Source organism: Paraglaciecola sp., from assembly GCF_030730205.1.
Taxonomy (GTDB): domain Bacteria; phylum Pseudomonadota; class Gammaproteobacteria; order Enterobacterales; family Alteromonadaceae; genus Paraglaciecola.
Genome location: NZ_JANQVQ010000197.1, coordinates 1 through 12,710, shown reverse-complemented (window position 1 = coordinate 12,710; position 12,710 = coordinate 1). Strand labels below are relative to the sequence as shown.

Below are 12,710 nucleotides of genomic sequence, written 5' to 3'. Positions count from 1 at the left end.
CTGTCGTATGCCTTAAGCCACATACAACCTTAGGGTTTAACAACTAACACATCGCAGTCAATAGTGTTGACTAAGTTGGCTGCGGTATCGCCAAACAATCGATCCAAAATGCCATGATCTGCATTGTTACCTATCACAACTAATTCAGCATTTAGATGCGCCGCGGTATCAGGGATGGCAAAATCTGGCGTTCCCTCCACAATATGCAAGGATTGTTGCGCTAGTGCATATTGTTCCACATAGCCTTCTAATAAGGCTTGATGGTGAGTGAGTATACTTGCAGTACGTTTGAAGCGGCCTGATTTATCTAATTCAAAAGACATAGACGCCACCTCACCCCAAAAACAATCTATAACGTGCAATTGCCCTTTTAGGTGGTGCGCCATGCACTCACTCAACTTAAGTATGTCGACATTAAGCTTATGATTAATTTCACTGCGATCATCAACATCGAGGCAAGCTAATACTTCAATATCGGTATCCCACACACGTGATTTAACTATCCACACTGGTACAGAACAGTCCGCGATAAAATAGTGATCAAGACGTGAGCCAAATACACCATCAAAAAAGTGCATGCCACTACTCAATTTCAACACCAAGTCGATTTGATGTTGTTTTATCGTTTGCTCAAATTCTTCAGGGTGAAAATGTTGATGAGTAAAAAGATAACTCACCTCAATATCTAAGTTAAATTCAGCTAATAAATGGGTGAACTCGGCGATTTGCGAGCGTTGCCACTGCAGCCACAACTCAGTATTTTTAGGGTGACATTGCGCCGTATGTCGATATACCTTGATGGTTTGTAAGGTGTTGCCTAAGCAAGCGACTGTGCGTCTTAAAACAGCTAAATCGTGATGGTTATCGTCGATGATGACGAAGGCGTGTTGACACATAGGCATTGAAATGTTCCTTAATCACATTGATATTTATGCAAACGCACTAACAGTCTAGCTGATTAAAAACCACACAGGTACCCTGTTTTTAACTTTCATATTTATACGATTTTTGATACCAATTTCATGTGCAGTATTGCGCTGAAGATATGGGGGAGTTTGTTTCGGTGTAAATAAAAAAGGCGCATTATGAATGTCTATTCAAATGCGCCTCTTTACTGAATTTTGAGAGTCCCTCTCTGCTATCCATTGCAAAATCTATCCTGAAAATATCCCTATTACGCCCTTTCCATCAAGTCTCATTCTTCCTAATGAGGCACCATCCCTTGTGTGTCCTAGAATCCATTCGCCTCGTCAATCCTTTGCGAGATACCATCCTTTGCACGTCCTTTATCCTAACTTACATCCAATGCAAGCAGCCGTCCTAGCTATCCCTTCCCTAATTTACTCTCCGAGCAAATAAAGCATCCTGCTTTTCCTCATTCCATTTTTAAGTAAATACTATTACCTAACTCTTCAATCCTGAAGTTGTCCAAGTTCTTCCTTGTGTCTTCCTGACTCGTCGTGTTTCCTTGTGACGCAGTAACTATAAATCAATCCGTAAACTTTACTAGCGAGGGAAAATTTTCTTTACAAGAAATATGGCAAATAAAGGAGAGTAAAAAACAAAAGTTATTAAAAAACAATTGGTTAAAAGTACCGTATGAAAAGAGCGACTACGATTTTACGTAATGACGTACAGAGTTGTAAGAGATCTCTTACAACAAGCAGAGGAGATTGACTGGCTTAATGCTTGAAAGAACAAAAACTGAAAAATAAATAAACTAATTTATCTGTGCCTAAACATAATATGACCTTTAATTCGGCCTGCTTGGACTGCCTCAATTAAGGTATAATTGCCATCTTCGAAAAATGACAAACATTTAGGTAGTGTAACAAACATACCTACGCCTTCACTTTTTGGATCTTCAAGCATGACGCTCTCAATCGCTCCCATCAATATATGTCCAAGCCCTCTATGCTGATGGTCAGGATGAACGCCAATAAAAGACAACATGTGAAAATACTGACTTGGCATGTGTTCACGAACAACTGATTCTTTTTCAAGCATTTGTTTGGTGCCCATAAAACCCGCTGTGAGCAGCATTTTTAAACGCCAATGCCAAAACCGATTTGAACCTACAGAAGTACTCGGTAAGTTTAAGCATGCCACCGCCACTAATCGGTCTTCATCAAACAACCCAATCATCGGCTGCTTAGCTTGCCAAAACGCATTTAACTCTTCACGTATCGCAGAGCGCAAGCGGGATTCATAACCCTCTTTTTCAACTTCAAAAATATCAATAAATAGAGGGTCGTCATGGTAGGCTAAGTAGAGTATCGAGGCGGCTATTTTCAAATCTTCTGCAGTTAAATAAATTGCTTTTATTTTGCTATTATCAGTCACTTGAGCCTCACAGATACAATCATTGACAAAATCCTTGTGATTTTTAACTACTGTATCCTAAGCGAATATACTTGTTAACTGATTCGTTAACATTTTATTAATAATTAGACTCGACACTGAATAAAATAGCCGTTTATTCTTAATATTTACTAAGAAGCAATGTGTTATAGAATAATTTAATACTCTGTTTGTCGCTTATATGGGCTCAATCACACTATTTTCATACCGAGCGGCAGTTACCCAATAACCTGAGGAGATAACGAATGGAACAATATCATACCGCGATGAGTGAGCTTTTTGCTCAACTAGGCTTACCGAATGAAGCCAACGACATGCAGGCGTTTATTAAAAACCATGCAGGTTTGGCAGCAAACACCAAAATTGAAAGTGCTGGGTTTTGGACTCCAGCGCAAGCAGCATTTTTAAAAACAGCTTTGGCTGAAGACGGTGAGTGGGCCGAAGTTATCGACCAACTCAGCAATGCTTTAAGATAGCCTTGTATCAAACAGGGTGAATGGTTAATTAACCGAGGCCGCTATCAATTTATACGCAGTGTCTCCCCACCCTGCGAGTTCTCCATTTTTAAAGATGAGTGGCGTACACTCGTCTTTTGTTGTGACTCCATCGCCCTCTAAACGTTGAGTGCGAAAGTATAGTACTTGGTAGGTATTACCTTTATTTTCATAATACTCATTAAAATCTGGTGTTCCCATTCGCGAAGTGACTTCTTTAAACGAAAGAAGCGGTGACAACGCATTAATCCCACGACGATTCTTTTGTTCTTTGTCTTGCCAATCAGACTGATAAGCATGATCACTATCGCCATCAACTGAAATAACACAACCACTTAAAGCAAGTGACGTCCCTAACATCGCCGCGAATACTAGCTTACGCATGAATATCTCCCATTTTTATCATTAATTAGTGTTTTAAATTGCTGGAATATAGAATAATTAAGCCAACCAGAGGCCTCTATTCAAAAATGAAGCCATAACGTTAAGTTATTGAATTTAAATAATTAACTGTAAAAATAGACGATTTATTTTGGTATTCAATAGCGAAAACGCTAACTTTTTAAGGAGATTAACCAATAATGCACAGTTCAAACCACGCCTTAGCTGCATGTCAAAAAATACACCGTTTAGGTAAAACGCCTACCGTGGCATTGGTTCGTCAATATTCAAGTCAATCATTAACCATCCCAGAAATAGTCAAAGCCATACAAATGTGGAAAAACAACCCCAAAATAGTAATAGAAGAGCCTAAAGAAACTAAATTAAGCGCCCCAGATAACCTAGAAGAGCGCGTAAAAATGTTAGAAAAACACGTAGTTGAGCTAAGTAATAAATTAGACAGCCTAATGCGCGCGGCCAATTAATCGGAGTTCACAATAATGACGGGGTCGATTGACAATAAAAATTGGGCGAGGTTTGGAGCAATCACTTTTTTGGCCTCCATTCCTACTTGTTCTAATACCACCTCTCCGGTTTGATTATTCACGCACAGAATTTCGTCTTCCTCGTCGGTTAGGCCAAAAAATAGGGTTTCGCTTTGCTTTAAGCGCCTTTTCATTAGAATGTGACCAATTAAGTTTTGTTGAAGACGCTCAAAATCCGCTTCGTTCCACACTTGGATTAATTCTAATGGCCCAAAATGATGTTGCGCGGCTAAGTTATCACTCCAATAACATTGATAGAAACTTTTAATGCTAGGGTGCACTATTATATTTAGCGCTTTTTCGAAGTCTGACCAATCATTTTCTTGACTCTGACGCACTGGTTGCCAATTTACGTTGCCACCGTTACCGGCTTGATCTAGGTAGCACGCCGAAGGCCATTCTGGGTCAAACTCAATCAATAACGCCGATTTATCGCTTTGGGCTTTTTGCAATAGTCGATGAATAAAACCATCTATTGCATCACTTACTTCTTGGGACATCACGTTTCTCTGCATTAAATCCAATATAACGAACAAAATAACCGATCCACATGTTCTAGTCATTTCTGATGTACGCTAAACTACTAAATACTTTGCAAACAATGATTTAAGAGTACATATATGGCGAGTAGCGCTGATAAAACTGCTATTTTAAGCAATTTGAGTCTTGGTAAAATAACCGAATACCAAGAAAATTATGCCCCAGAGCTGTTACAAGGTGTGCCTCGAAGTCTTAATCGAGAAGAGATTCAGCTTAACCATGACTTGCCCTTTACTGGCGTTGATCGATGGACAGGCTATGAGTTGTCATGGCTCAATCCCAAAGGCAAACCCCAGATTGCAATTCTACAGTGTGAGGTACCAGCGTCATCCTCTCATTTGATTGAGTCCAAATCATTTAAGTTATATTTAAACAGCTTTAACCAAAGCCATTTTGATTCATTAGAACAGGTCCAGCGCACGATCCAACAAGACTTATCGTTGTGCGCCAACGAACAAGTTATGGTTAAACTGGTTAGCCCGAGAGAATTTAACACCTTAGTGATGTCGCCTTTGCATGCTCATTCCATAGACGCGTTAGACATCGAAATTAACGAATACCAGCTAAACCCTGCTTTATTAGCTGTAGAAGAGCAATGGATAGAAGAAACCCTTTGTAGCGATTTATTAAAATCAAATTGTTTGATTACCAATCAGCCCGATTGGGGTAGCGTATTGATCCGCTACGCAGGAAAAAAAATACATCATGAATCTTTACTCAGGTATTTAATTTCATTCAGAAAACATAACGAATTTCATGAACAATGTGTAGAAAGGATTTTTTGTGACATTATGCAACACTGCTCACCACAACATTTAACGGTTTATGCGCGCTATACTCGTCGAGGAGGCTTGGACATCAATCCATTTCGCAGCAACTTTGAGCAGATTTATCCCGAGTTTAGATTAGCTCGACAGTAGCCAAATAAGGCAACGCTTAGCGCCATCGTTTACACAACGATGACTCAGAATAACAGAGAACGAAATATGCATAGTATTCAACTAAACCCCTTAGGATCGATGAGCCAATTGTCACAGATAGAAGTTGATTCATTAAGTAAATCAGCCGATGGAGACCTCTATCACGTATTCAGAAATTGTTGTTTAGCGGTACTGTATAGTGGTGCTGAAATTGACAACTGTGAAAATATTTTTGAGCCTCACCGTGACTTTGACATAAGACTTATCGGTAGAGAGCGTGGCGTTAAAATTGAGTTAATTAACCCACCAGCCCTCGCCTTTGTGGATGGCAAACTCATCAAAGGTGTGCACGAACATATTTTTGCTGTTCTTAGAGATTTACTGCACATAGGTGCGAAGTATGCACTTACCTCATCGCTTGGAAAATTAGACAGTCACGTCTTAACCAATTCCGTATTCGATATGCTCAGACATGCTCAAGTACTAAAAAATACCGCAGAACTCAATTTGGTTGTGTGTTGGGGCGGGCATTCAATAGGCGAAATTGAATATCAATATACCAAAGAAGTGGGCTACCAATTAGGCTTGCGAGAACTCAATATTTGTACCGGTTGTGGACCTGGTGCGATGAAGGGACCGATGAAAGGTGCCACCATCGGCCATGCCAAACAACGTTATAAGAACGGTCGGTACCTTGGCATTACCGAGCCCAGCATTATTGCCGCTGAACCGCCTAATGCCATCGTGAATGAGCTTGTGATTATGCCTGACATCGAAAAGCGCCTAGAGGCCTTTGTTAGAATGGCGCATGCCATTGTTATTTTCCCTGGCGGCGCGGGCACCGCTGAAGAATTATTATATTTAATTGGTATTATGCTGAATCCACAAAACAAAGATCAGGTACTGCCCATTATCTTAACAGGGCCAGAGCAAAGTAAGGGGTATTTTGAGGCACTCGACAACTTTATTGGTTTAACCTTAGGCAAAGAGGCACAAGATCTTTACGAAATTATCGTCGGCGATGCGGCGTTGGTTGCCAGCACCATTAAACAAAAACAAAGCGTCGTAAAAAATTATCGAAAAGAAAAAGGCGATTCTTTTGACTATAACTGGTCATTAAAAATTTCACCTGAGTTTCAATTACCCTTCGTTCCGAATCATGAAAACATGTCAGGCTTGAATTTACATTTTGAGCAACCGAAGGCTGAACTAGCAGCATCCTTACGTAAAGCGTTTTCAGGCATTGTGGCCGGCAATGTGAAAGCTGAAGGGGTAAAACTTATTCGAGAAAAAGGGCCATTCTTATTACACGGCGACTCCGAAATGATGGAAGTAATGGATACCTTACTTGAATCCTTTGTAAAACAACAACGTATGAAATTACCAGGTTCAGAATATCAACCTTGTTATAAAGTCGTGAAGTAAACCACAAATAAGACTAAGGTAGATTCACAAATTTTTACGCTTAAGCGTTACCTGTTTAAAGCGAAATAAAATATAATTTCTAAGATCACAATGACTAAGTTAGATAAAAATGAATAATAAAATAGCTATAAGAATTGGTATCGGTGTGTTGTTGTATGGATTTTTTGTGGTGGCAGTGCTTCTATTTTATCCAGATAAACCAGAAGACATGGATTGGAAAGATCGTGAAGAATACAACAAGATCCAAATCGCAAAGATTGAACTGGGCCTAAATAAACAAGACATTCTAGCCTTACTAGGGAACCCCGATATCACTGAAGCCAAAAGATTAGCTGACAAAGAGATGCAGGTGATGTTTTATCGTACCCAACATAAACAAGCCGATGGCATTACGACTCAAGATGAATGCACCCCACTGTTATTTGTGGATGGGCAATTAATCGCTTGGGGAGACAGCGCTTACCAAAGTTATATCGATGGATGAGTTAAATTACTCATCCCTTTTTAACTTATATCAACAACTCGAACAAATAAGCACCGAGTTGGACAATCCACCATTTCAAGCCACACTTACCAGCAAATTAGCTGTTTTTACCAATCAATTTTTATTGTTTGCTAAAAAACACCCTGACGTGTTTAGCGCTCAGCCCCACCTATATAAATCGCAGTTTTCCCCTAAAGTAAACGTGATGTTTAATACCTTGGTCTACTTAAGTGTAATAGCAGGCCGCAATAAACTCGATGAAACCGTTCTACAGCAACTGTTAATTGCAGCCATCTGCGTAAGCTCTAGCGCTGACTCGCCTCAGGCATCTAACAACAAAACCGAGCTTAAAACCAGTTTACTGCATGCACAGTTAACCTTGTTTGCTGCTTCTCGCTGGAAGTTATGCCGCCGTATGTTAGTAGTAAAAGAATATGCTTTAAGATACTTACACAAAAATTCTAACAAACTGGCTAAACTAGATACCCTACAATCCTTGCTATTTATTGCCGTCAAACTCGCTAGCTTGACCCGAAATAACGGAAAAACAGCGCCTTTAAGTTTTGCGCACGCTCTTAAAAAAATATGTCTAGACGCCCCGCAGCATTGGTACGCCCTACTCAGGCCCTTGATGTTCTATCCATCACTAATACCGCCGGGCTCTACTTTAAAAGATCAACATGACGACCTACAGCTTTGTCTCGCGATCCAGTCTGAAAAAACAATTATTTACCCACTTTCAAATGCCAACGACACCATCAAGCAAATAGCAATTCGAATAATAGAAACAGCAAAAGTGAAACAGGTTTTTTCAGTGCAAAAACTGCCTAACATTAATAAGTTAGATGAGTATTGGGGGCCCAAATTTCAACAAATCAAAGCGGCTAAATCTGAAAGCATAAGCCTTTGGAATAAAAAGACCAGCCTAAGCTCTGTACCATCAAGCTTAGTCGCCATTCAGCTTGAACTGAATACACCTCAACCTAATGTGGATAAAATTGTCGCGATACTGGAAAAAGAACAAGCTTTTTCCACGCAGTTGCAACACATTGCAAGTGCCAATAGTCGGCTTATGTTACCTGTCGTTAGCTCTCGCCATGGGCTATTGATGAATGGCTTTGATCGCTCATATCAAAGCTTACTGCAGCACAGTTTATTGTCTCGTTTAACGCAAGAAACCTTTCCTCTGCAAAATAGATTAGCTAACTTTACGCAGTTGTTTTGCTTTACGGCAGATGAAATCTCAAAACGTCTTGCAAGTAAAGCTTCCGACTTAGCTTCTACGGTTTGTCTATTCGCTTTATCGTATTTTTTTATTTCGCCAATGATCAGAACTCGGCACATGTGGCAACCAATCCCAGTAGAGCATTACAAACTCAGTCACCTTTTTGCACTTGAACATCCAGAGCAGTTCAAGCAATTTCCGGTAAAGTTGGCCCAAGCATGGCAACAACCTAAACAGGTAATTATTGCCTTAAAGCAGCTATCGATGGGCGATAGCCACATAGGCGCTTCTCAAATTTGCCTTGTTATTGGCCTAGCACTTATCGCAAGCAGAGACATTTATTTTCAAGAAAATGCGAGCTGTGAACGCACTGAATTATTTAAACAAAACGCTTTTAAACAGTTAAAATTTAGTCAAACCCTATTCGACGAATTGCTCAAAGACCTTGCATTAAAAAACCAAGTATATTGCAGCCTTAGCTTTTAAACGATTTAGTGGCAAACTAGAAAAAAATAGGGATTTGTGGTATAAACGCGCCCTAAAATTGGCTTACGCCGTAAAAATAATAAAACCCTACATCGACAACCTTTTAAAACGACAGGAACATTTATGACTAAGCAAAGAATAACCGTTATCCGTGGAGACGGTATAGGGCCAGATATTATTGATTCAGCCTTACAGGTACTTGATAAAGTAGGGTGTGATTTTGAATATGACTTCGCCGATGCAGGCTTAGTCGCCTTAGAAAATCACGGTGAGTTATTACCGCAAGAAACCTTAGATTTAATTGCCAAAAATAAAGTGGCATTAAAAGGTCCACTCACTACACCTGTGGGAGAAGGTTTCACGTCAATTAACGTTAGCTTACGTAAAAAGTTCCAGCTTTACGCTAACTTACGCCCAGTGATCTCTTTTAAAGGGACCAAAGCGCGGTATCAAGATATTGATATTGTGACTGTGCGTGAAAACACAGAAGGCATGTATTGTGGTTTAGGCCAAATAGTCTCGCCAGATGGCAGTCAAGCCGAAGCAAAGAGCGTGATCACTCGTGAAGGCGCAGAGCGCATTTTAGTTTACGCATACGAAATGGCGCGCCGCGATAAACGTAAAAAAGTCACCGCGGTACATAAAGCCAATATATTGAAATCAACGTCTGGCTTGTTCTTGAAGGTCGCCCGTGAAGTCGCACAGCGTTATCCTGATATAGAATCAAACGAAATGATCGTTGATAACACCTGTATGCAGTTAGTGATGAACCCTCACCAATTCGACGTGATCGTTACCACCAACTTATTTGGTGATATTTTATCAGACTTATGTGCTGGTTTAGTGGGTGGCTTGGGAATGGCTCCAGGCGCTAACATAGGTACTGATTGCGCAATATTCGAAGCTGTACATGGTTCAGCACCTGATATCGCTGGTAAAAACTTGGCGAATCCTACCTCTGTCATTTTAGCTTCTGTACAAATGTTAGAATATCTAAAAATGGGTGAACAGGCAGATAAGATAAGACATGCACTTAAAGATGTCATTGAGTCTGGCGACCGCACAACCCGCGATCTTGGTGGTGTACATGGCACAAGTGACTTCACTCAGGCACTATTAGAACGTCTATAAACAACAAGAAGGTGCTGGATGATTATTCCAGCACCTGAGCTTTTTCAGAAAAATTTTACCCTACTTTCTTTACCAATCACTAAGTCTGGACTACTTTTTCTTTGATGCATTCGCATCCTAATGGAAATATGAATAAGGACTCGTTATGAAAAAGATCATTCCCCTTCTACTGTTATCCAGCACGTTTTTATTTTCAATCTCACCGCTAGTTTTAGCTGACTCTGTTGTAGACAAAACCAAAGCGATGCAAATGAAAATGCAGAAAATTAATGTTAATACCGCGTCATTAGACGAATTAACGGCATTGCCAGGTGTTGGCAAAAAGAAAGCTGCAGCAATTATTGAATATCGTGAAAAGATGGGTAAATTCACGTCACTCGACCAATTAGCTGACGTAAAAGGAATTGGCAAAAAAATGCTTGAGAAAATGAAAGACCACGTTAGTCTTTGAGACCAAAATAGCTCGGCAACTACCATTGCCGAGCTATTTTTAAAAGAATACGACTACAGCTCTAAACCTTTCAAAAAGCCCTTAAACTGCTCACCTAACTCGGGGTGGCGCAAAGCAAATTCAACATTTGCCGTCATATAACCTAACTTACTACCACAATCATGGCTACGGCCTTTCATATAGTAGGCATCAACTTGTTCGGTTTTCATGAGCGCGGCAATAGCATCGGTTAACTGAACTTCATCACCAGCACCTGGAGGAGTCAGTTCCAATAAATCCCAAATTTTACCAGAAAGCACGTAACGCCCAACCACTGCTAGGTCAGATGGTGCATCCTCTAGTGCAGGTTTTTCAACCATGTCGTAAATTTTACCGGATTCGCCAGGCTTAAGTACTAAGCCTTCTAAATCAACTACACCGTATTTACTCACATCTTCTTGAGGAACTTGCTCAACCATAATTTGACTTACACGACTGGTGTTAAATTTAGCCACCATATCAGCTAAGTTCTCTTTTTTCGGATTGTGCGTGTATTCATCAATAATGACATCAGGTAACACCACGGCAAAGGGCGCATCACCTACCATAGGGCGAGCACACAACACAGCGTGGCCTAAACCTTTCGCCACGCCTTGGCGGACGTGCATTATCGTCACGTCTTTTGGACAAATGCCCTGAACCGCTTCAAGTAACTGACGCTTAACCCGTTTTTCTAATGTGGCCTCAAGCTCAAAACTGGTATCAAAATGATTTTCGATGCTGTTTTTACTGGCATGAGTCACTAAGATAATTTCTTTTATGCCCGCGTTTATACACTCGGTTACTACGTATTGAATAAGAGGTTTATCAACAACAGGTAGCATTTCCTTGGGAATTGCTTTCGTTGCCGGCAACATTCTTGTTCCCAACCCTGCGACAGGGATAACCGCTTTTTTAACTTGACTCATTTTTTAATGTTCCTTAACTGAAAGTCCGCGTCCAATTGCATAGTAATGCAAACCGTGTTCCATCATCATCTGTGGCTCAAATAAATTACGGCCATCAAAAATCAGAGGTAAACTCAATTTACTCTTAATTAAATCAAAATCAGGCGCTCTAAATGATTGCCATTCTGTACAAATCACCAAGAAATCAGCGCCCTCTAAAGCAGCCTCTTTCGTCCCCATCAAAGATAACTCTGAACGATTACCATAAATCCGTTGAGTCTCTTCCATTGCTTCTGGATCATAGGCCTTAACCTTAGCGCCAGCAGCCCATAGTCTTTCCATCAATACGCGGCTAGAAGCCTCGCGCATATCATCCGTGTTGGGTTTAAATGACAAGCCCCACAATGCCACGGTTTTCCCAGACACATCGCCACCAAAGTGTCGAAGAATGTATTCAAATAGTTTTTCTTTTTGCGCGTAGTTAACCGCTTCAACCGCTTCTAATACTTGGGCAGTGTAACCTACGCCCTGAGCACTACGGACTAAGGCTTGCACATCTTTGGGGAAACATGACCCACCATAGCCACAGCCTGGGTAAATAAATTGATAGCCAATACGCGGGTCCGAACCGATACCTCTGCGCACGTTTTCAATGTCAGCACCAAAACGTTCAGCAAGGTTGGCCATTTCATTCATAAAACTAATTTTGGTTGCTAACATACAGTTAGCGGCATACTTGGTTAACTCGGCACTGCGAATATCCATCACGATTATTTTGTCGTGATTACGGTTAAACGGTGAATATAACTCGCGAAGTTTCTTTTCTGCTTTAGCGCTGTCTGTTCCTAAAATAATACGGTCAGGACGCATGCAGTCATTAACCGCAGCCCCTTCTTTTAAGAATTCTGGGTTTGAAACCACATCAAAAGTTTGGGTTTTACCCAATTTAGCCAATGTTTCGGATACTTTGGCTTTAACCCGGTCAGCAGTACCAACAGGAACGGTTGACTTGTTAATAATGATTTTGTGTTTATTCATATGAGTAGCAATAGTTTCTGCCACTGCCAACACATACTTTAGATCGGCCGAACCATCTTCATCAGGCGGCGTACCAACAGCAATAAAAATAACCTCTCCATGTTCAATACCGCGCGCGGCATCAGTCGTAAAATCTACACGACCCGCTTCATAGTTAGAAGTGACTAAAGGCGTTAAACCGGGCTCAAAAATAGGAATATGGCCTTGTTTTAACTTATCAACTTTAGCTTGGTCTACGTCGATACACACCACATCATGACCGACTTCTGCCATGACTGCGGCTTGCACCAAGCCAACATAACC

Annotated in this window: 14 protein-coding genes; 8 read left to right on the top strand and 6 right to left on the bottom strand. The window is 40.7% G+C overall.

Going from position 1 to position 12,710, the window contains the following annotated elements:
* Positions 1-29: 29 nt before the first annotated feature.
* Both NWQ57_RS13250 and NWQ57_RS13245 read right to left on the bottom strand, forming a co-directional pair.
* Positions 30-902: a universal stress protein gene (locus NWQ57_RS13250; RefSeq protein ID WP_306022630.1), complete on the bottom strand. Its 873-nt coding sequence runs from the start codon at positions 900-902 to the stop codon at positions 30-32.
* Positions 903-1,725: 823 nt separating this feature from the next.
* Positions 1,726-2,343 (bottom strand): GNAT family N-acetyltransferase, encoded by a 618-nt coding sequence (locus NWQ57_RS13245; protein ID WP_306022629.1) that lies wholly within the window; start codon positions 2,341-2,343, stop codon positions 1,726-1,728.
* Positions 2,344-2,606: 263 nt separating this feature from the next.
* Here NWQ57_RS13245 and NWQ57_RS13240 point away from each other — a divergent pair, with 263 nt between their 5' ends.
* Positions 2,607-2,837 carry a DUF2789 family protein gene (locus NWQ57_RS13240; protein WP_306022628.1) on the top strand — a complete coding sequence of 77 codons (231 nt, stop codon included), beginning with the start codon at positions 2,607-2,609 and terminating at the stop codon, positions 2,835-2,837.
* Positions 2,838-2,861: 24 nt separating this feature from the next.
* On the opposite strand, the gene NWQ57_RS13235 is transcribed toward NWQ57_RS13240, so the two are convergent.
* Positions 2,862-3,239 (bottom strand): DUF3192 domain-containing protein, encoded by a 378-nt coding sequence (locus NWQ57_RS13235; RefSeq protein WP_306022627.1) that lies wholly within the window; start codon positions 3,237-3,239, stop codon positions 2,862-2,864.
* Positions 3,240-3,436: 197 nt separating this feature from the next.
* On the opposite strand from NWQ57_RS13235, the gene NWQ57_RS13230 reads away from it, so the two are divergent.
* Positions 3,437-3,721 carry a hypothetical protein gene (locus NWQ57_RS13230; RefSeq protein ID WP_306022626.1) on the top strand — a complete coding sequence of 95 codons (285 nt, stop codon included), beginning with the start codon at positions 3,437-3,439 and terminating at the stop codon, positions 3,719-3,721.
* On the opposite strand, the gene syd is transcribed toward NWQ57_RS13230, so the two are convergent.
* Positions 3,718-4,281 carry a SecY-interacting protein gene (gene syd, locus NWQ57_RS13225; protein ID WP_306022625.1) on the bottom strand — a complete coding sequence of 188 codons (564 nt, stop codon included), beginning with the start codon at positions 4,279-4,281 and terminating at the stop codon, positions 3,718-3,720. The genes NWQ57_RS13230 and syd overlap by 4 nt on opposite strands.
* Before the next feature lie 120 nt (positions 4,282-4,401).
* On the opposite strand from syd, the gene queF reads away from it, so the two are divergent.
* The 6 genes from queF (at position 4,402) to NWQ57_RS13195 (ending at position 10,443) form a co-directional block, all read left to right on the top strand.
* Positions 4,402-5,241, top strand: coding sequence for an NADPH-dependent 7-cyano-7-deazaguanine reductase QueF (gene queF, locus NWQ57_RS13220; RefSeq protein WP_306022624.1), 840 nt, complete (start codon positions 4,402-4,404; stop codon positions 5,239-5,241).
* Between the two features lie 66 nt (positions 5,242-5,307).
* The gene (gene ppnN, locus NWQ57_RS13215; RefSeq protein ID WP_306022623.1) at positions 5,308-6,666 is read left to right on the top strand and encodes a nucleotide 5'-monophosphate nucleosidase PpnN; all 1,359 of its coding nucleotides are present in this window, start codon (positions 5,308-5,310) and stop codon (positions 6,664-6,666) included.
* Positions 6,667-6,775: 109 nt separating this feature from the next.
* Complete coding sequence (locus NWQ57_RS13210; RefSeq protein ID WP_306022622.1) at positions 6,776-7,150, top strand: DUF3192 domain-containing protein; 375 nt, start codon at positions 6,776-6,778, stop codon at positions 7,148-7,150.
* A complete protein-coding gene (locus tag NWQ57_RS13205) occupies positions 7,143-8,861 on the top strand; it encodes a hypothetical protein (RefSeq protein ID WP_306022621.1) in 1,719 nt (572 codons plus the stop codon). The genes NWQ57_RS13210 and NWQ57_RS13205 overlap by 8 nt, the downstream gene beginning before the upstream one ends.
* 123 nt (positions 8,862-8,984) lie before the next feature.
* On the top strand, positions 8,985-9,992 hold the full coding sequence (locus tag NWQ57_RS13200; RefSeq protein WP_306022620.1) for an isocitrate dehydrogenase: 1,008 nt from the start codon (positions 8,985-8,987) through the stop codon (positions 9,990-9,992).
* A gap of 145 nt (positions 9,993-10,137) precedes the next feature.
* On the top strand, positions 10,138-10,443 hold the full coding sequence (locus NWQ57_RS13195) for a helix-hairpin-helix domain-containing protein (RefSeq protein WP_306022619.1): 306 nt from the start codon (positions 10,138-10,140) through the stop codon (positions 10,441-10,443).
* A 53-nt stretch (positions 10,444-10,496) separates the two neighbouring features.
* On the opposite strand, the gene galU is transcribed toward NWQ57_RS13195, so the two are convergent.
* Together galU and NWQ57_RS13185 are read right to left on the bottom strand one after the other, a co-directional pair.
* The gene (galU, locus tag NWQ57_RS13190; protein WP_306022618.1) at positions 10,497-11,390 is read right to left on the bottom strand and encodes a UTP--glucose-1-phosphate uridylyltransferase GalU; all 894 of its coding nucleotides are present in this window, start codon (positions 11,388-11,390) and stop codon (positions 10,497-10,499) included.
* A gap of 3 nt (positions 11,391-11,393) precedes the next feature.
* A partial coding sequence (locus NWQ57_RS13185) for a UDP-glucose/GDP-mannose dehydrogenase family protein (RefSeq protein ID WP_306022617.1) occupies positions 11,394-12,710 on the bottom strand: 1,317 nt, incomplete at its 5' end.

What these genes read in the sequence shown, in the direction of transcription:
- NWQ57_RS13250 (WP_306022630.1), bottom strand. Translation starts at nt 902, where the DNA reads ATGCCTATGTGTCAACACGCCTTCGTCATCATCGACGATAACCATCAC.
- NWQ57_RS13240 (WP_306022628.1), top strand. Translation starts at nt 2,607, where the DNA reads ATGGAACAATATCATACCGCGATGAGTGAGCTTTTTGCTCAACTAGGC.
- NWQ57_RS13235 (WP_306022627.1), bottom strand. Translation starts at nt 3,239, where the DNA reads ATGCGTAAGCTAGTATTCGCGGCGATGTTAGGGACGTCACTTGCTTTA.
- NWQ57_RS13230 (WP_306022626.1), top strand. Translation starts at nt 3,437, where the DNA reads ATGCACAGTTCAAACCACGCCTTAGCTGCATGTCAAAAAATACACCGT.
- syd (WP_306022625.1), bottom strand. Translation starts at nt 4,281, where the DNA reads ATGTCCCAAGAAGTAAGTGATGCAATAGATGGTTTTATTCATCGACTA.
- queF (WP_306022624.1), top strand. Translation starts at nt 4,402, where the DNA reads ATGGCGAGTAGCGCTGATAAAACTGCTATTTTAAGCAATTTGAGTCTT.
- ppnN (WP_306022623.1), top strand. Translation starts at nt 5,308, where the DNA reads ATGCATAGTATTCAACTAAACCCCTTAGGATCGATGAGCCAATTGTCA.
- NWQ57_RS13210 (WP_306022622.1), top strand. Translation starts at nt 6,776, where the DNA reads ATGAATAATAAAATAGCTATAAGAATTGGTATCGGTGTGTTGTTGTAT.
- NWQ57_RS13205 (WP_306022621.1), top strand. Translation starts at nt 7,143, where the DNA reads ATGGATGAGTTAAATTACTCATCCCTTTTTAACTTATATCAACAACTC.
- NWQ57_RS13200 (WP_306022620.1), top strand. Translation starts at nt 8,985, where the DNA reads ATGACTAAGCAAAGAATAACCGTTATCCGTGGAGACGGTATAGGGCCA.
- NWQ57_RS13195 (WP_306022619.1), top strand. Translation starts at nt 10,138, where the DNA reads ATGAAAAAGATCATTCCCCTTCTACTGTTATCCAGCACGTTTTTATTT.
- galU (WP_306022618.1), bottom strand. Translation starts at nt 11,390, where the DNA reads ATGAGTCAAGTTAAAAAAGCGGTTATCCCTGTCGCAGGGTTGGGAACA.